General features: G+C 54.7%; 15 protein-coding genes. 8 read left to right on the forward strand and 7 right to left on the reverse strand.

All coding sequences use genetic code 11. From position 1 onward, the window contains the following. Nucleotides 1–22: 22 nt before the first annotated feature. A complete protein-coding gene (locus KCQ76_RS00420; protein ID WP_046202317.1) occupies nucleotides 23–1,885 on the reverse strand; it encodes a methylmalonyl-CoA mutase family protein in 1,863 nt (620 codons plus the stop codon). Between the two features lie 426 nt (nucleotides 1,886–2,311). Between KCQ76_RS00420 and KCQ76_RS00425 the strand changes: the two genes are divergently transcribed. Together KCQ76_RS00425 and KCQ76_RS00430 are read left to right on the forward strand one after the other, a co-directional pair. After that, nucleotides 2,312–3,073 carry a TVP38/TMEM64 family protein gene (locus KCQ76_RS00425; RefSeq protein WP_231725290.1) on the forward strand — a complete coding sequence of 254 codons (762 nt, stop codon included), beginning with the start codon at nucleotides 2,312–2,314 and terminating at the stop codon, nucleotides 3,071–3,073. A gap of 21 nt (nucleotides 3,074–3,094) precedes the next feature. Continuing rightward, nucleotides 3,095–3,700, forward strand: coding sequence for a hypothetical protein (locus KCQ76_RS00430; RefSeq protein ID WP_046202316.1), 606 nt, complete (start codon nucleotides 3,095–3,097; stop codon nucleotides 3,698–3,700). Here the strand turns inward: KCQ76_RS00430 and KCQ76_RS00435 are convergent, their stop codons facing one another. Genes KCQ76_RS00435 through KCQ76_RS00445 form a run of 3 tightly spaced genes read right to left on the reverse strand, consistent with a single transcriptional unit; the run spans nucleotide 3,701 to nucleotide 6,266 of the window. After that, nucleotides 3,701–4,888 (reverse strand): SPFH domain-containing protein, encoded by a 1,188-nt coding sequence (locus tag KCQ76_RS00435; protein WP_373369108.1) that lies wholly within the window; start codon nucleotides 4,886–4,888, stop codon nucleotides 3,701–3,703. Between the two features lie 60 nt (nucleotides 4,889–4,948). Then, nucleotides 4,949–5,383, reverse strand: coding sequence for an NfeD family protein (locus KCQ76_RS00440; protein ID WP_046202314.1), 435 nt, complete (start codon nucleotides 5,381–5,383; stop codon nucleotides 4,949–4,951). A 52-nt stretch (nucleotides 5,384–5,435) separates the two neighbouring features. Next, on the reverse strand, nucleotides 5,436–6,266 hold the full coding sequence (locus KCQ76_RS00445; RefSeq protein WP_046202313.1) for a DUF3097 domain-containing protein: 831 nt from the start codon (nucleotides 6,264–6,266) through the stop codon (nucleotides 5,436–5,438). A gap of 81 nt (nucleotides 6,267–6,347) precedes the next feature. Here KCQ76_RS00445 and KCQ76_RS00450 point away from each other — a divergent pair, with 81 nt between their 5' ends. Continuing rightward, nucleotides 6,348–7,127, forward strand: coding sequence for an Rv1486c family protein (locus KCQ76_RS00450; RefSeq protein WP_052722267.1), 780 nt, complete (start codon nucleotides 6,348–6,350; stop codon nucleotides 7,125–7,127). A 39-nt stretch (nucleotides 7,128–7,166) separates the two neighbouring features. Here KCQ76_RS00450 and KCQ76_RS00455 read toward each other — a convergent pair whose 3' ends face one another. After that, nucleotides 7,167–8,348 carry a ferrochelatase gene (locus KCQ76_RS00455; protein WP_102215113.1) on the reverse strand — a complete coding sequence of 394 codons (1,182 nt, stop codon included), beginning with the start codon at nucleotides 8,346–8,348 and terminating at the stop codon, nucleotides 7,167–7,169. A gap of 156 nt (nucleotides 8,349–8,504) precedes the next feature. Further along, complete coding sequence (locus tag KCQ76_RS00460) at nucleotides 8,505–10,952, reverse strand: NlpC/P60 family protein (RefSeq protein ID WP_221914771.1); 2,448 nt, start codon at nucleotides 10,950–10,952, stop codon at nucleotides 8,505–8,507. 1,050 nt (nucleotides 10,953–12,002) lie between these two features. Here KCQ76_RS00460 and acnA point away from each other — a divergent pair. From acnA to KCQ76_RS00485, 5 genes are all read left to right on the forward strand, one after another. Continuing rightward, entirely contained in the window at nucleotides 12,003–14,792 is a 2,790-nt protein-coding gene (acnA, locus tag KCQ76_RS00465) for an aconitate hydratase AcnA (RefSeq protein ID WP_046202312.1), read from the forward strand. 30 nt (nucleotides 14,793–14,822) lie between these two features. Further along, entirely contained in the window at nucleotides 14,823–15,383 is a 561-nt protein-coding gene (locus tag KCQ76_RS00470) for a TetR/AcrR family transcriptional regulator (protein ID WP_046202311.1), read from the forward strand. Between the two features lie 203 nt (nucleotides 15,384–15,586). Next, on the forward strand, nucleotides 15,587–15,856 hold the full coding sequence (locus KCQ76_RS00475; RefSeq protein WP_041629296.1) for an ACT domain-containing protein: 270 nt from the start codon (nucleotides 15,587–15,589) through the stop codon (nucleotides 15,854–15,856). 12 nt (nucleotides 15,857–15,868) lie between these two features. Continuing rightward, nucleotides 15,869–17,227: a PFL family protein gene (locus tag KCQ76_RS00480; protein WP_046202310.1), complete on the forward strand. Its 1,359-nt coding sequence runs from the start codon at nucleotides 15,869–15,871 to the stop codon at nucleotides 17,225–17,227. A 68-nt stretch (nucleotides 17,228–17,295) separates the two neighbouring features. Next, nucleotides 17,296–18,036: a glutamine amidotransferase gene (locus KCQ76_RS00485; protein WP_046202309.1), complete on the forward strand. Its 741-nt coding sequence runs from the start codon at nucleotides 17,296–17,298 to the stop codon at nucleotides 18,034–18,036. Here the strand turns inward: KCQ76_RS00485 and KCQ76_RS00490 are convergent. After that, complete coding sequence (locus KCQ76_RS00490) at nucleotides 18,016–18,687, reverse strand: NAD(P)H-binding protein (RefSeq protein WP_046205190.1); 672 nt, start codon at nucleotides 18,685–18,687, stop codon at nucleotides 18,016–18,018. The two genes, KCQ76_RS00485 and KCQ76_RS00490, sit on opposite strands and share 21 nt — an antisense overlap. Nucleotides 18,688–18,738: the final 51 nt, after the last annotated feature.

Below are 18,738 nucleotides of genomic sequence, written 5' to 3' on the forward strand. Positions count from 1 at the left end.
GTTGTCACAGTCCTAACAGCGATTATGCGCCGAGCTCATCGAGCAGGCCCGACAACGTCGAGACTGCGTCAATCTTCATGTTCAGGTAGTCATCAGGCTTTGAAGAATCATCGAGATTCTCAACGGCCTTCGGAGCGCCCGCCAGGAGAACTTTCTTCACTCCTGCAGCTCGTAGGGCATCGATTGCGGAACCAGCGTTCTCTGCGTATTCCGCATCCGTACCGCAGACGACCACAATGGGAGCGTCCTTGAATTGAGCTGCGAAGTTCTTGTCGTCTGGGTTGACTTGCCCTGGGTTATCCGCCTGAATACCACCAGAAGCCAGAAGGTTCGTGGTGAAACCAGTGCGGATGTTGTGCTTGGCCAGCGGACCAAGAGGCGCCAACTTAATGACAGGCCGCTTCTCTTCCTTCTCGAAGAAGGCGTCCGACCTGTTCCTCAGCGCCTCAAAATCTGCTCCCCAGCGCCGAACGCCTGTGGGTTCGGTGCGCAGGTCAGCCGCGAGAGGCTTTTCTGCCAGGTTCGGGAACTCGTTGATCGCTGTGACTTTGGTGCGGCGATGGGCAATATCGTCGCGACGCTTTTCATACGACTCATCGAGGAGCTTTTGGATATCGCCGTTATCGGTTTCAGCGATGAAGCCATTCTTAGATTCGACGTCTGTTAAGACTCCCCATGACTTCTCCTCGAGCTGGTCGGTGAAGAACTCAGCGTAGTACGAGCCACCAGCGGGATCAGCAACAAATCCCAAGTGAGACTCTTCCAAAAGGAGAAGGTTGATATTTCGCGCAATGCGATGAGCGAAGCTACGTCGAGCTCCCGGCAACCCATTCTTGATTGCATAGTCGAAGGGATGAACCAGTACGCTCGTGGCCCCACCGACGCCTGCCGCAAATGAAGCAATCGTGCACCGGAGAATATTCGTGTAGGGGTCGCGCTGAGCGAACATCACTGGTGCTGTTTCCGCATGGATCGCGGGCAAAGGATGCTCCACAATCCCCAACACTTCCCACACGCGTGCCAGAAGCGACCGGAGCGCACGGAATTTACAGATCGTCGAGAAGAAGTCGTCGGTTGCGGCGAGACGAATCGAAATCTGATCGACTGCGTCATCGACAGATAGACCCGCTTCGGTAAGCTTCCGCAAATACTCAAGCGTTGCCGCCAGGACCAGCCCAATTTCTTGGGAGTCTGTAGCACCTTGGTTGCTTAACGAAACACCGTTGACAGTGATGGCGTGAACTGCCCCGGGAAGTTGAGATGCTTTCTTTGCCCATGCAATGGCTGTGTCGAGATCAACACTTTGCGATGAATCGAAGCCTGACGTCAGCGGTGAAGCGCCGAGGTCAGCAGTCGTCTTGTCGTCGCCATTGGCCTCAAGGAAATCGAGAAAAGCGTCCCCTAATTCTTCAGAGGGGGTAGCAAGCGCAATCGGGGCAAGATCAAGATAGACGTCATTGAGGACTCCTGAGATATCCGTGGGTTGAATTCCCTTGAGCTCAATAACTGTGGTCCCGACATTCAGTGCGTGGAGGATTCGCTTGTTAATGTCTTTCGCGCTCTGTCCGCCGGCAGTTGCATTAACTTCGACGGCAGGTCCAAAAACCTCGCGAATTCCCCATCCGGCATTGTCAGCCTCAAGGAGCTTAGCTCCACGTGTATATGGGAATTCACCGGGAGCAGATGGTTCTGGTCCTTGATCGGTCCGCATATACAGCGGTTTGACATCTATTCCGTCGTAAGTCGGCTTGATGAGCTTCTTCCACACATCATCCGGAACGTCGGAAGGATCCTGCTTGCGGGTTCGGGCAAAAACTTTCGCAACTGCCCGATACCATTCGTGCTGCAGGGCGGCATCTTCCGTGCCAACCTGTGAGTCAGTCACAACTGACCCTCCGTCCTGGTCGTTCAAAGTAGGTTAATCTTGCAGGTGAACCGGTGCAGTGGTCTAGCTCAGCGATGCTGTGGCAACACCATTCATAATGGTTATCTTGCAGGTGTTTTCGTTAAACACAACGGAGCCTGCACGACGTTCACTCCCTTCTCAGGGTAGTCCCCATTGGTTGATATTTTCCCGACTCCACGTCGCTACCGCCCGTTTGATAGCGAATTATCTGTCAATTCTAGCATGATGTGACGTACGTCTCCCCTATGTGTGGTGAATAATGTGAGCCACAATCTGGGGTCACCTTTCTTATCCACGGAGCAGCCAGAAGGTAGGCTTGCCGACGTTATGCGACGACGTGACGTAGTAACTCAAACGTGCGCTCAGGCCGACCCACCGGGCCGACGCTCCAGGATCCATCGTGCCATGACAACAACGTCACGAGCTTTAGCGCAGTTCCTCAATATCATCGGTGTCATCATTCGCGATGTGTGTCATGGTTGGTTGCGTTGGACGCGTCTCAATCAAGTGCTGAGTGTTATCATCCTCGTTGCGCTGGGAGCCGCCCTATTCGTCGTTCCACTCCCCTCAGTGACCACCTTCAGAGACTGGTCCGTGGGTGCTGGGTGGTGGTTTCCCTTTGTCTTTTCGGCTGTTTATATTCTTGCAACCCAGTTTCCAATACCCCGGACAGTTTTTACCCTTAGTTGTGGCGTCCTCTTCGGCCCGCTTATTGGCATAGGTGTCGCGCTGATATCGACCGGATGTTCAGCGTTACTATCCCTGCTCATTGTTCGCCGTCTGGGACGAGACTGGGTGCAGTCACGCCTCACCCACCCTGCTGTCGATGGGGTTAATGCCCATTTACGACGACGCGGCTGGCTAGCAGTTGGTTCTCTCCGCATGATTGCCGCCGTCCCATTTTCTGTTCTGAACTATGTGTGTGCTTTGTCGTCGATAAACGCATTGCCCTTTACCTTGGCAACGGTAGTTGGGTCGGCTCCAGGTACGATCGCTACTGTTCTCGTTGGTGACGCTGCGGCGGGACAAGGTAGCCCCTTAACCATTTTGATCAGTGTCATACTTTTTGGGGTCGGCCTGACGGGCTTAATTGTCGATATTGCGCGGCCACCACGGGCAAGTAAAGACGACACCACGATTGAAAAGCACGAAAACACGAGAATATGACAAGCTAGTATCCTTGACTTCATGGCAATGGCTCACACGCGAGGAACGTCGGCTCGATCACTTTTTGCAGTACATGCTCGGTTCCGGGGACGGACCATGAGACGGGCGGAATACGTAAAAAATAGTGCTCAGGCTATGGAGCACTTGGCGGGAGTTCTCAAGTCCACAGTAGAAGGCGTGGAGGAGATTTCGCTCCTTACTCGCGACGCAGAATCTGAAGCGCAAGTCGTCATGGCTTTCCTCTCTGCTGGTGAGTGGGCTATTGGGATTGGGATCGGAGGGCACGATCCGTCCGTGGTTGCCCGTAGTTGTACAGGTAAGCGGGCCGGCACGGTGGGCGCGTCGATAGCCACGATCTCCCAGAACTCTTCCATAGCGAGTTCGGAGCTCGCTTCAGATATTTCCGCGGCGTTTTCTTTGATTGGCCATGTGCTAATCCGGCGGACTGAGGAAGGTCGAGAAGCAACAGCGCTTATGCGGCAAGGATATACACAAAACGACGCTGCGGCAGAGCTTGGCATCTCTAAGCAAGCTATGTCGCAGCGTCTTGTTGCGGCGGGGTGGCAGGCAGAGCAAGCAGGATGGGACCTTGCCGTCCACCTTTTAACCCGGGCGGAGGAACTTTAACTACTCGTCCGACGTGTCCTCCGGCGAATCGACGTTCGGTTGATCGTCAGCACCGGCAACGTCGATGCTCTCTGATCCTGCAGTGGAGGGATCTTCCCCGAGCTTCTTCGCCGTGTTCCGTTTAGCGGCCAGAGCACTGTCTAATGGATCATCCACCGTTTTGTTCGCGACGGCGTTTGCCTCAGCGACAGCTTTGGCGATTTCTGGGGCCGACTGAGTGGTAAACCAGTCGTCATCCTCATCCGTCGCTGCCTCTGCCTTGGTTTCCTCGTCGACACTAGGAGCTTCGTAGCGGAATACCCCGTCAGAATCCTTGTCCGAGAACTGCTTGGTGAAGGACTCCAGAGCATCACCGAATTGTGACGGAATCAGCCACATCTTGTTGGCAGATCCTTCAGCCATTTCAGGAAGCTTTTGGAGGTATTGGAAAGCGAGAACATCTGGTGTGACCTGCGAGGTTTTGATGGCAGCATTCACCTTACGGATGGAGCGAGCTTCACCCTGTGCGCGTAGGTAACGGGCTGCTCGCTGTCCCTCGGCGCGAAGAATTTCAGCCTGGCGCTCGGCTTCCGCTTGCAAGATGGCAGCATGCTTTTCGCCCTCGGCGGCAAGGATACGAGCTTGTTTTTCACCTTCGGCAGTCTTGATATCAGCCTCGCGCTGGCCTTCCGCAGTCAAAATCATGGCGCGCTTTTCGCGGTCTGCTTTCATCTGCTTTTCCATCGACTGCTGAATCGACGGTGGCGGATCAATCGCCTTAAGCTCGACTCGACTAATACGCAGCCCCCACTTTGTCGTGGCGTTATCCAGTTCACCACGGAGACGTCTATTAATGACCTCGCGTGACGTTAAAGTCTCTTCCAGCGTCATGCCACCCACGACATCACGAAGCGTAGCCGTCGTGGTCTGCTCAACACCGGTGAGGTAATTATCCACACCGTAGATGGAGTGCATGGGGTCGTTTATTTGGAACGTGACCACGGTATCAATTGCCACGGTCAAGTTATCCTGCGTAATCACCGCTTGGGGCGGGAAGCTGACGACTCGTTCGCGGGTATCCACGCGGGATCGGACACGGTCGACAAATGGAATGAGGAACGTTATTCCCCCTTCGACAGTTTTCGTGTACCGTCCCAGTCGTTCAATGACTGCCGCCGTCCCCTGTGGGACCAACTTGATGGACATCATGATGATAAGGACGATGACCACAATGATGGCTACGATCACGATAGTGCCAGCGCTCATGAATTAATCCCTCCTTTCTAAGACAAAAGCTGTGTTGCCTTCAATGCGGCTCACCACGACGGTGTCCCCAGGTTCGAAAACGTCGTCATGAAAGGCACTTCGAGCGGACCAGAAATCGCCATTGAGCCGAACAATTCCCGATGAGGACGAAATCTGCTCGACGGTCTCCCCTGTTGTTCCCACCAAGGCTCGCGGTGAGAAATCCGCTGTTTCGATCTTTTCGCTGAGTTTGCGCTTCAAAAAGGGACGCAGAACGAACATGAGTGTTAATGACACAATAGCGAAAACCACGACTGAGACCCAGAGCGGGGCCTGGAAAAAAGACACACCTGCTGCGGCGAGAGCACCGCCAGACAACATCAATAGTGCGAAATCGCCACCGAAAAGCTCCAGCACAGCTAGAAGTACCGCACCGATAAACCACACCAAGGCATTCACGTTGTCCAGCGTACAGAAAGGCTATGACAGAAAACAGGGTCGTCGTTTCTGCCTACTCGGGCCCGACGGTGACAAAATCGACCAGTCGTTCAACCGCACCAATGAGCGAGGAATCGACGTCTCGGAACGAATTCACACTGTTGTAGACACGGTTCCACCCCTCTTTCGGATCCGACCATCCGAGCCGTCGGCACACACCCGTCTTCCAATCCTCACCATAAGGAACGTCGGGCCAGGCCTTGATACCAACGGACGATGGTTTGACGGCAGCCCAGATGTCAATGAACGGGTGACCAGTCACCATGACATACGGACCAAGCTCCTGGGTCAATAACGATTCCTTTGAACCCTCAACCAGGTGGTCGGCGAGGATCCCGATACGACGCTCAGCAGTGGGATGAAAATCTTGTACCCGTTGCGGTGCATTATCGAGACCCTCAAGGTACTCGACGACGACGCCTTCTACGCGAAGATCATGGCCCCATATACGCTCCACGATCGCCGCGTCATGGACGCCTTCGACCCAGATTCGTGATGGAGCAGCTACTTTGGCACGCAGGTTTTCTACACGCCGTGATCCGGATGCGCTTCGTTGTTGTCGTGGATCTTTTGGTGGAACATAGCGGACTAATGTGACGGGTTTTCCTTCGTAGAGGAACGCCCCTTTGCGCATTTTGAACAGACGCGTTCGTCGGTATCGGTCCTCCAACCGAACGAAATCTCCGTCGTATGTCCGCTCAAATTCGACGATCGCCCCCACATAACCACTGGCGATATCTTCAACCACTAAGCCAGGTTTAGCTGGGAGTATGGGGAACTCGCGGGGCTTGGAGCGTGGATGCCCGGCATAGATGTCACCTGAATAGCGGTCGTGGAAACTCATACCGAGGAAGTGTACTGAGGCGACGTGAACCTGGTGAGACGAGGACACGGTATCCCGTGAGAGGTGCTATGGTGGCACGCCATGAATGTGTCAACTATCTCGGGCCTGTGCAATGAGTGGGCGCGCGTTCACCGGTTAGCAGCATGGACAGCGTTTTGGCTCATTGGTGAGGCGTCGACGGACGACACTATTGATGCGTGGCATGATCTGTATTCACTTCCACGCAACGAGATGGTCCACTTCTTGGGTGAACTCCGACAGGCAGCGTCGGATTATTCCGATCACACTGCCGACGACCCGCTCGTCCGTATAGTTTTGGCAGCGCCTGGTGATCCTCCGCACGTGCCCGGTCATTCGGATGACCAGAAGGCTATTTCCCGCGCGGGAGCGGGATTGATGATTTCGTCTGGGGATCCAGATTCGCGCGTATTGGTTATTCCCTCTCGTTCCGACGGGATCCCGCGTTTAACGGCGTCGTCAATTGGGGAAGACGTGCCGGCTCCACCGGCACCAGCGATTGGTGAAGCTGATTTAGCTCTTTCCGAGGCTACGAGGAACGCTGCGTCGATGATTACATCGATGCGAGCAGCTATTGCTGATGTCCCGAATGTACGGCTTCGGGTGGGAACTCTGACGGATTTTTATGACTCTGCTGGTTTTCCTGCAGGTTTTAATCCGCGAGCAGAGAAACTGTCCGCGCGAGCTGACCATCTATCAGCAATTATTGATACAGCGCGCGCTACCGACAATGGAGCAACGTGGGACGAGCACGTCCTCCCTCTGCTCAGGGTTATTCGGCAGGCCCGGATAGCCTCGCTGGATTACGCTGTCCGCGAGATGCTTCGTGCGATACCTAGGTAATCGATACCAAGATGAACAATCCCTAGGTAATCTCTGCGACTATTTATGGTGTTTGTGCTTTGCCGGGGGAACACAGCAGTTGTCAAAACACGGGACCCCGTTGAGGCTGCATCCATGTTGGGGCTCACCGCCGAGGCGGAGAGGCTCTCTGCCTTCGATGTATTCATCGATCAAATCGATGATCATTCGGGTGAATCGCTGCGTCGGCCCCACGGTTGCCGCCCGCTCGATGGCCATATCAAAATCTTTTGCTTCATGAGCTAGCTCAGTGTCAAGGTCCCATGCCACTTCTACGTGGTCGGACACGAACCCTATAGGAGATACAACGGCAGCCGGAATCCCCTGGTCGTGGAGTGTTGAAATATGATCAACAATATCGGGTTCCAACCACGGAATATGCGGGGGGCCGGAACGCGATTGCCAGACGAGGTCGAAATCATCGTCTGACAGCCCAAGTTTGGTGGCCGTCAAATGTGCGGCCTCATAAATTTGCCGTGAATACAGGTAGTCCCCATCATCTGGGTTTCCGGACGTCTTATCCGCGGAGACCGGAATAGAGTGAGCTGTGAAAACTATTCGACAGTCTTCTCTCCTGTTGCTGGGTATTTTGGCGAGTGCTTCTTGGACGGCTTCTGCTTCAGCCTCGATGAACTCTGGGTGGTCGTAAAACTGACGCAGTTTCGTTAAATCCGGGGGCGTAATCCCCAGTTCCTGGCAATGGCGCCGAGCCTTTTCAATGTCCTCGTCGTACTGACGGCATCCCGAATATCCCGCCCATGCAGAGGTAGCAAATACAAGCGCATGGCGGATTCCGTCATGAGCCATCTTCTCTATGGTCTCGTTCCAGAATGGATGCCAATTCCGGTTAGCGAAATACACAGGGAGATTGCGACCTTGCTTTTCAAGTTCTTTTTCGACGTGTCTAATGATCTCGCGGTTTAAACCATTAAGAGGGCTGATGCCGTTGAAGTGGTGATAGTGTTCTCCTACTTCGTCGAGACGCTCCGGCGGGATGCCACGACCCCTAGTTACATTTTCGAGGAAAGGACGAATATCGTCCAGACCCTCCGGGCCACCGAATGAGGCGACAACGATAGCGTCAACGGGGTACTCACTGGTCTGTGAGTTGCCACAATCGTTGGCGTTGATCTGGTTGTGCGCCGGTCGATCGTCCTTCCTGCCAGGCGGTTCTGTCAACGCCGGGGCATCGTTTATGGCCATCTCAACAGTCTCAATTCTCAGTAGACAATGGTGTTAACGGCAAAAGCCACGCGCTGCGCTCGTGCCGTGCCAGTACACGACCGTACCGGCAAGGTGATCCCCACGTCGATAAGGAGGGGAGTGAGCAGTGCGTGTGGAGTGCAGACCTAGCCTAGTTTATGAGATGAGCCGGACAACGTTCGGAGTCATGCCACCATAACGAACTGGGCTGATCTTGACGACCGAGCCGGACTCAGGTGCCTCAATCATCTGGTCGTTGCCCAGGTAGATTGCGACGTGCTGGCTAGCATTAGGACCGTAGAAGATCAGGTCACCGCGCTTCATCTGGGAAGCAGGATACTGAGTTCCCGATTGGTACTGCGCTCCTGTGTAGTGCGGCAACTTGAAGCCAGCGATGTAGAAGGCGTACAGCACCAGGCCGGAGCAGTCGAAACCAGCGTGAGCGTAATCGCCGTATTGGTCAGCGACCCCGCCATCCCTAATGCCGACGGTCGGGCCATAGTAGTTTCCGCCACCCCAGGAGTAACGCACCCCTAGCTGTGATTGTGCACGAGCGATGACGGCGTTGATCCGGGTTTCTGCAGAACCGCTGGTTGCGGTTTGTGCATTGTCGCCTGTGTTGGTTGTTCCCGTCGTGGAGCTATTGGCTGAGTTTCCTCCGCCAATTGAGGTAGCGAGTGATGCCTGGTCAGTACCGTCGGTCACTCGGTTCAAGGCGTCAGAGTTGTTCTTGAGACCGTTGACTAGCTGCGAAGTAGTCGACGTGGATTCGTCGTCCGAGTCGGATCCATCGCTGTCGGTGTCAGTGCTGGTTGATCCAGTGCTACCCGACGATGTTGAGCTGCTGCTCTGATCATTACTCGTGTTGTCAGATCTCGTCGAGCTGGAACCAGAAGCCGTGGATCCACTGTTGTCGCTACCCGAGCCGCTACCAGTGTTGCCCGTTGCCGTAGACGCAGATCCCGAACCGGTGTTGGCACTACCGGTGTTACCGGCGTTACTGCCGCTGTTATCGGACTGATTCTGAATCTGGTCCCACGCTTGACGTGCTGCCTGACGTCCGCCATTAACGGCGGCAGCAACCGGGTCGTTTCCTTCCTGGCCTGCCTTCAGTCCGGCTGCTAAGGCCGCCAAGCCACTCGAGGTGAGCCCGATGAGTGCCTTGTCAGCGTCGTTAGACGAGGAATCGAAGGCTGCACCCAAAATCTGCCGCAGCTTTTCGGTCAACTCTTCTACACGCTTGACCGCCTCGGAAGCGATCGTCGCCAGGTTGGCTGCATTTTGACGTGCCTGCTCAACGGTTGGATCGCCGTTGTCTTCCTTCTCCTTGGCATCCTTGGCGGCAGCTAAAGCGTTATCAGCTTTCTGCTTCGCGTCGGCGGCAGCTTCGGACCGCTCTTTTTCGGTCTGATCTGCAGCAGCGTAGTCAATGCCCTGGTCGGCCTTCGCGCCCTGGTCGTCCGCATTATCTGCACTACTGGAGCTGTCTGCCTGGTCATTCTGTGCAGAATCCTGCTGATCCTGAGCAGAATTCTCCGAGGAAGCCGTAGCTGGCTCATTTGAAGACGACTGCTCAGTTGTATCCGACGAGGGCTCGGTGGATTCCTGCGTGGGTTCGCCGGTCCCCGTATCACCGTCATTAGCCGTGTCGTACGCTAATTGCTCCGTTGTAGGCGCAGAGCTTGTGCTCGATTGGTCGTCAGAGGAAGCGCTGTCCGACGAGTTGTCCTGGTTGTCAGCAGCGTTATCAGCTGGTGATGCAGAATCTGAATCAGGTTTGTTGTCCTGCGTTGCCGAAGCAGAGGTGGAAGGACTTGCCGCACTTGTGTCACTGGCGTTGTTCTGAGCCGGCGCCGCTGTTGAATTGCTAGAGGAACCAGTCTTGTCGCCCTTTACTTCGTCGAGGCGTGACTGGATCTCATTCTTGCGAGCTTCGGCTTCCTGGATAGATTTTTGCAGGTCCGCTGCTTTTCGTGACGCTGTTTGAATCGCTTCAAGAGCCTTGTCCTTGGATTCCTTCGCGTCCTTACGCTTAGCGGAGGCGTCGGCAAGCAGCTTGCGGAGAGAGGACTCCTCATTAGCAGCCTGAGTACGCACCTTGTCTAGCTGCGAGACAACTTTGCGTTGCTTCGCTGCCTCGGTGCGCAAGTATGAAGCGCGGTCAAGAGTATTAGCGACGGCATCTTCCCCAGCTGCCATCGTCACCGCATTGGAATCTTGACCTTGCGTGTACTGCGAACGCGACAGGGAGTTTAACTTGTCCTGGGCTTCCTCGACGTCTTTTTGGGACTTGTCGAGCCTCGCCCGTGCCTGGACAACCTTCTCCTGTGCATCGTTTGCATCGCTGGTGGCCTCATCCAGCTCATACACAGTCTTATTTGCTTCTTGACGGATGCCGCCTTGTTCATTTTGCAGCTCAGTCAGCTTTTTCTGTGCCTGAGTTAAATCGTTGGCAAGCGACGCGACGGAATTGGGATCGTCGTTCGGCGCTGCCATGGCATGTGGAGCAGAGGTTACCCCTAGCCCGGCACACAGCAAGACGGCCGCAAGCCGAGTGCGTGCATGTCGCGGATGGGACGTCCGGAAGGCCCTGCGGTCTACCACGCCATTTCTCCTTTGATCGGAAGCATTCATCGTCTGAGCTATGCCTGAAGCCGTCAGTCAATAGAGGTAGAAACCTGATAACCAGCCTTGCTACGGAACCTAGCGACCCACGGAAGTGGTAACAGGAAAGTCAAGGTTTAAAGCTTGACGACTTTCTGCCCACTGTAGCCACGTTGGTGTGCCGATCCCCTCACCTTCTGTCAATCGGGCATACTTCCCCGCATGCCCGGTTGGCGGATGGTTGAAGAGTCTTCTCTAGCCTCAGGGGTTGACTCGTATCGACTTTGGTTGCACAGCTTTATTTTTTTGAACAGTGCCACCGTAGAGCACGTGAACATCGGAAGAAACTCTAATCACATAAAAAACAAGCTTCACATCCTGACACGAGTCTCGCTTAAAGGCTTGACCAGGGATGATAACGGAATAATTACAAAGTGTGATTTACACCACGTTTTAAATATTTTCGGCGTGTCAACTTGAACCTCAAGTTGAGGTTGAAGGTTTGGGAACGCTGTGGCGCTTCCCCTTAGTTTGTGGATCAGCTAATAAATGCGCTAGAAGGGGTCGCTCTCGGGCCTCTTTAAGTCCTCTGTCCTAACCCGACGAAAGTCGCCGACTGTAACGCGATAGCGAGCGCTCTATTTGTGGCGCGCATCTTTAACTCGCCCATGCGCTTGTCGACGCTGCGTGCCGCGTCGTAAGTGAATGCGTTACCCCAATACGTGTCCCAAGTGAAAGGAATCAATGCCTTGTGGGCGACCTTCCGATCTCACAGGATCAACTTTCAGGCCCCGTAAGTAACTTTTGGGGGTGAATAAGGCCCCAGATTCGCTTACAGTACGTCTGTACTGTTAGAGTTTGGGCTGCAATATGCTGGGCAAACCCCCTTGTCGTGGGATTCTGAGAGCAAAGTTCAAGGTATTGCGCGCAGGCGGCCTTGAATGCTGCCACAATGGATCATGAGGAATCACGACGTTGTGCAGCTTTGTCAGTAGTTTTCTGACAGCTGTGACCCCTGAAAGTCGAAAGAGAAGAGGACTGGAGCTCGCTGTGTCAGAAAGTAAGAACTCCTTTGATGCCAAATCGACGTTGAAGGTTGGAGATAAGTCGTATGACTATTTCCGTCTTTCCGCCGTTCCTGGCATGGAAAAATTACCGTACTCCCTCAAGGTTTTGGGAGAGAACCTCCTCCGCAACGAGGATGGCAAGAACACTACTGTTGACCACATCAAAGCTGTTGCAAACTGGGAACCGAGCGCAGAGCCCGATACTGAGATTCAGTTCACCCCGGCCCGCGTCCTCATGCAGGACTTCACGGGTGTCGCCTGCATCGTTGACCTCGCTACCATTCGCGACGCGGTGGTCACGTTGGGTGGCAAGGCAGAATCGGTTAACCCGCTCAACCCTGCAGAGATGGTCATTGACCACTCAGTGATTATCGAAGCGTTCGGCTCTGAAGATGCCATCGAGAAGAACGTCGAAATTGAATACCAGCGCAATGACGAGCGTTACAAGTTCCTCCGTTGGGGCACTGGCGCCTTTGACAACTTCCGGGTTGTTCCCCCGGGAACAGGCATTGTTCACCAGGTAAACATCGAGTACCTCGCCCGCGTCGTGTTCGACCGTGACGGTCTTGCCTACCCGGATACATGTATTGGTACTGACTCCCACACGACGATGGAAAACGGCCTCGGAATTCTGGGCTGGGGCGTCGGCGGTATTGAGGCTGAGGCCGCCATGCTCGGTCAGCCGGTGTCGATGCTCGTACCACGCGTTGTTGGATTTAAGCTCACGGGCGAAATTCCCGCCGGCGTGACCGCGACCGACGTGGTCCTCACTATTACCGACATGCTTCGTCAGCACGGAGTCGTCGGTAAGTTCGTTGAGTTCTACGGCCAAGGCGTTTCTTCAGTGCCGCTTGCTAACCGTGCAACCATCGGTAACATGTCGCCAGAATTCGGATCGACAGCGGCCATCTTCCCGATCGATGAAGAGACAATCAGGTACCTACGCTTGACTGGCCGTTCCGAAGAGAAGTGCGCTCTCGTCGAGGCTTACGCTAAAGAACAAGGCATGTGGCTTGACGAGAACACTCCGGAGGCAGAGTACTCCGAGTACCTCGAATTGGATCTGTCGACGGTCGTTGCATCGATCGCTGGACCTAAGCGCCCACAGGACCGCATCGAGCTCACCGATTCTAAGGCTCAGTTCCGCAAGGACCTTCACAACTACAGTGATGGCGAAGTCAAGGACGTTGTCGAAGCAGATGCTCCTGCTAAGGAAGATGTCGCCGACTACAACGAGTCCCGGCCTGGCCATGGCGAATCTGCTGCCGAGGGCGCTGAGGGTCGCCCCTCGTCCCCGATCGTCGTGAAGTCCCCTGAAGGTGGCGAATACACGCTCGACCACGGCATGGTCGCGATTGCATCGATTACCTCGTGTACTAACACCTCCAACCCCTCAGTGATGGTTGGCGCAGGTTTGCTCGCGCGTAAGGCTGCTGAAAAGGGACTGCACGCGAAGCCATGGGTCAAGACCATTTGTGCCCCTGGTTCGCAGGTTGTTAATGGCTACTTCGAGCGCGCTGACCTCTGGAAAGACCTCGAAGCCCTCGGTTTCTATCTCTCCGGCTTCGGTTGTGCAACCTGTATCGGTAACTCCGGCCCACTGCCCGCCGAAATCTCACAGGCCATTAACCAGGCTGACCTTGCCGCAACGGCTGTCCTGTCCGGTAACAGGAACTTCGAAGGCCGCATCTCGCCAGACGTCAAGATGAACTACCTTGCATCGCCTATCTTGGTTATTGCTTACGCAATTGCCGGGACGATGGATTTCGATTTTGACGAGCAGCCACTTGGCCAAGACCAGGATGGCAACGACGTCTACCTCAAAGACATTTGGCCCTCCACGGATGAGATCGAATCCACGATCGAGTCCAGCATTTCCCGTGAAATGTACGAGACGGACTACCAAGATGTCTTCGCAGGCGACGACCGCTGGAAGAACCTGGATACCCCGGATGGTGAAACATTCGCGTGGGATGATGAGTCCTCCTACATTCGCCGTGCCCCCTACTTCGATGGCATGTCCGTCGAACCGGATCCGGTTGAGGACGTGAAGGGCGCTCGTGTCCTCGCGCTGTTGGGCGATTCAGTGACCACTGACCACATCTCCCCCGCGTCGGCAATTAAGCCCGGTACCCCGGCGGCCCAGTACCTGGACTCCATGGGTGTGGCCCGTAAGGACTACAACTCATTGGGATCTCGTCGTGGTAACCACGAAGTCATGGTCCGCGGTACTTTCGCCAACATTCGCCTGCAGAACCAGCTCCTTGATGGGGTTTCCGGTGGATACACCCGAGACTTCACCCAAGAAGGCGGACCGCAGTCCTTCATTTACGACGCTGCGCTGAACTATGAGAAGGAAAAGACTCCTCTCGTCGTCTTGGGCGGTAAAGAATACGGCACCGGTTCGTCCCGTGACTGGGCAGCTAAGGGCACCCTGCTGTTGGGTGTTAAGGCCGTCATTGCCGAATCCTTCGAGCGTATTCACCGCTCCAACCTGATCGGTATGGGCGTCATCCCGCTTCAGTTCCCAGAGGGCGAATCCTGGAAGTCGCTGGGCCTCGATGGCACGGAAACCTATGACATTGAAGGCATCGAGAAGTTCAACGATGACACCATCCCGAAGACGGTCAAGGTGACCGCGACGAAGGAAAACGGTGAAACCGTCAACTTCGATGCAGTTGTTCGTATCGACACACCCGGTGAGGCAGACTACTACCGGAACGGAGGCATCCTCCAGTACGTCCTGCGTCGGATGATGAAGGAAGACAGCTAAGGCAGACTGCCTTCGCAACAGGTATTGGTCATGCCTAAAGTCAGTGACGTTGACCTCGAAAGAAGGAGGTCACAGATTCTCGACGCCGCGCGTACATGTTTCGCCGAATACGGCTACGAAGGCGCAACAGTACGGCGGCTCGAGGAGGCGACCGGACGAACCCGCGGAGCGATCTTCCACCACTTTGGCGATAAACAAGGTCTGTTCTTTGAACTAGCGCGCGAAGACGCGATTCACATGGCAGACATTGCGGCCTCTCACGGACTGATCGACGTTATGCGAAACATCGTCGACAATCCTGATGGATACCAATGGGCATTAACCCAGCTCGAAGTGGGAAGGCTCGTTCGGACTGACCCATCATTTCGTTGTCGTTGGAATAGCGAACACAAGCGTATCGACGATGCGGTGCGGCGAAGGGTCTCCCAGCAGATAGACGACGGTGTCATGCGGACCGATGTCAGCCCTGAGGTCATTTGTTCGTTGCTGATCGTCGTTTTTGATGGGGTGCTCTCTGCCGTTGGTGCAGGTGATACTGCTCCGGAGTTACCCCTCGCCCTTGATGTTTTGGAAGACAGTTTGCGCAAGTAGGTCGTGTTAGGCCAACCACAGAGGTGCTGCGTTATGTAGCGCCTCTTTTTTCATACCCTCATGCCTTTGACGGTGCTGCGTGCATATCTTGACGACGCCGCGCCAGACTTCCACGTGCGAGCAAAAACACCACGTATCAGGCACGTATGAGGGATGGAAGCGCAGTTGTTTTCCTGCTATGGGTTCCCGCTATTCTGTATAACATGATCGCGATCATGACCGTCACCGGGTTAGATCACACCGGAATTATCGCTGCTGTGGCCACGCAATTGGCAAAAGTAGACGCAAATATTACTAACGTGTCTCAAACAATTATGGGTGATTATTTCACCATGATTCTGCAAGTAGATTTTGATGAGAATTCTCAAAGTCTCGATGCTCTACAGGATGCTATGAAACCCGTAGAGGTAGAGCAGAAACTCAAGATACGTCTTCAGTCGGAAGCTATTTTCCGTGCCATGCACGAGTTATAGGCCGGTGTTGGTATGGATACAAAGCATAATATTCTCGAGACCATTTCCATGATTGAGGAGCAGCGTCTCGATATTCGCACCGTGACCATGGGAATCAACATTCTCCACTGTGCGAATTCTGATATCGAGAAGGCTGCCACTCATATTTATGACACCATTACGAGCTGCGCTGAGCATCTCGTTCCGGTGGCCGAAGGGATTTCCCGAGAACTCGGAATACCTATTGTCAACAAGCGCGTATCAGTCACCCCTGTGTCTCTCGTCGCCGCTGCCTCAGACTGTGTGGATCCGACACCCCTTGCTCACGCCTTGGATAAAGCGGCGAAAAACACCGGTGTGGACTTCGTCGGCGGCTATTCTGCCCTCGTCGAAAAGGGAATGACGAAATACGATCGGGCGCTTATCGATTCCATTCCCGAAGCCCTGGCATCCACCGGGTTGGTATGTTCATCGGTCAATATTGGCTCCTCCCGTGCCGGACTGAATATGGACGCCATCGGGCGGATGGGTGAAGTGATCGTTGAATCGGCACACTCCAACACAGAGAACTCGGTGTTGGGGCCAGCCAAACTCGTCGTCTTCTCCAACGCTGTTGGCGACAACCCCTTCATGGCCGGCGCGTTCCATGGAATTGAAGAGCCCGATTGCGTAGTCAGCGTCGGCGTATCAGGCCCCGGGGTTATCCAACGTGCCCTCGCAAAGGTGCCTGATTGCTCATTTGATGACATGGCGGAAGTCATTAAGAAGTCCGCCTTTAAAGTGACTCGGATGGGGCAGCTTGTGGGGACATTAGCTGCAGACCGTCTAGGCAAACGTTTTGGAATTGTCGATCTTTCCCTCGCCCCTACTGCTGAAATCGGTGATTCGGTCGCTCATATTCTTGAGGAAATGGGGCTTGGGAAGGTCGGGACGCATGGCACGACGGCAGCCTTGGCTTTGCTGAACGATGCGGTCAAGAAGGGCGGGATGATGGCCTGCTCGCATGTTGGTGGGCTATCAGGTTCTTTCATTCCAGTTAGTGAAGATGCTGGCATGATTGATGCGGCTCGCGAAGGGTCAATCACCTTGGATAAATTAGAGGCAATGACCTCGATTTGTTCAGTGGGGTTGGACATGGTTGCAGTTCCGGGCGATACTCCCCCCGAGACGATTTCTGGGATGATTGCCGACGAAGCAGCGATCGGTATGATGAACCATAAAACAACTGCTGTACGAGTTATTCCGGTTCCCGGGAAGACCGTGGGAGACGACGTTGACTTCGGTGGTCTTCTGGGACGAGCCCCGATCATGCCAGTTCATGGAGCATCGTCAGCAACGTTTATTCGTCGCAGCGGTCAGCTCCCTGCGCCTGTTCATGGTTTTAGGAATTAATCTCTGGCATTGTTTGGCCTTGAAAAGCGAATTTACAAGATCGACGGATATAGACTAAGCTGTCTGCTATGAATTTTGTGCTGTTCTCGCCTCGTCACGGAGCTGATGTTGCCGCAAGCGAACTTTATGACTTCATGAGCGCTAGCGGCCTTCAACCTCACGAGCTTGAACAGCGAATGCTTGATAGCGAATCCGCTGAACTGGGAGATCTTCACGGTATCGACGGCATCTTCGTCGGTGGCTCGCCCCATACAGTGACTAATCCTCACAAAGATGAGGAGCAGGAACACGTCGAGCGCCTTCTGAGAGCACTTACGGGGACCAGGATTCCTGTCATAAATATCTGCTTCGGCGCCCATGTCTTAGCAGATACTCATGGCGGAACCATCGCCCGCCTTCATCCCGAAGACTCCGGACCGACGCAGGTTTGCTTGACCGACGCTGCCGCGTCGGACCCGCTGTGCCGGTCGCTTCCCTTAACGTTCCAAGCATTTACCGGCCACACGGAAAATATCGAGATCCTCCCCCAGGACGCCACCCTGTTGGCATATGGTGATGCCTGCCCGATCCAGATTTTCCGGATTGGTGAGACACAGTGGGCCACACAATTCCACGCCGAAATGGATGCGTCGGGGCTGCGTCAGCGGATGGAGTTCTACCGCAACTACGGTTACTTCGGCGTCGATGAGTTCACGTCCATCGTCAACGCTACCGCGAAAGTCGACGTATCCCCCGCGCGGCAGATTCTCGCAAACTTCGTCGATTTCTGCCGCTCATACTCTCGGGAGCTATCCCAGAGCGTCGCCTAGCTGCGAGTCACCGTCGGCGAACGGAATGATCTTATTCGGCGCGGTCGGTGCTTCAACCTCATACGCTGCTACGTGAGCGACGAGCTCTCGGGACGTATCTGCGGGGCGCTCCTGGTTTGCGGTGTCCTCTACGGTGTGGACGTCGATTCCTTTGGCCCGCTCCATGGTGAGCGCCGTCGGTGCCAGGATGGCGAAATCTAATGAGGAATCCAACAGATGTTGGTCCGCAGCACGCTTGGCTAGTGAATAGTGATAGAGCGAGTTGTCCTCGGGTAGGTCGACGGTTGTTGAGCCCCAGAAGCTGACCATGATGTAGCGCGGGGAGCTCTCTGACCGTTGAGCAGCATCGATCGATGCTATCGCTGCGTCGCGGTCGACGGCATAGGTCGCTTCGGTACCACCCTTGCCACCAGCTCCGGCGCTCCACACGATCGCGTCGACGCCAATGAGAAGCTCATCCCACTCTTCAGCGGTCAAGGAGGCGACGTCTTTAACAACCGGGTTTGCGCCGGTTTTGGTGATGTCCTCACTCTGATCTGGATTCCGAATGAGTGAATGAACGCTGAAACCATCTCTCACCAGCAGGGGTGCGAGCTTCAGCGCAACTTTACCGTGTCCACCAATGATTAGTACATTCTTCTTATCAGACATACATCCACTCTAAGGACTTTCTTCTGATTCTGCCAGGGTGGTGCGCCCGAC

The organism is Corynebacterium parakroppenstedtii, from assembly GCF_019754935.1.
Taxonomy (GTDB): Bacteria; Actinomycetota; Actinomycetes; order Mycobacteriales; family Mycobacteriaceae; genus Corynebacterium; species Corynebacterium parakroppenstedtii.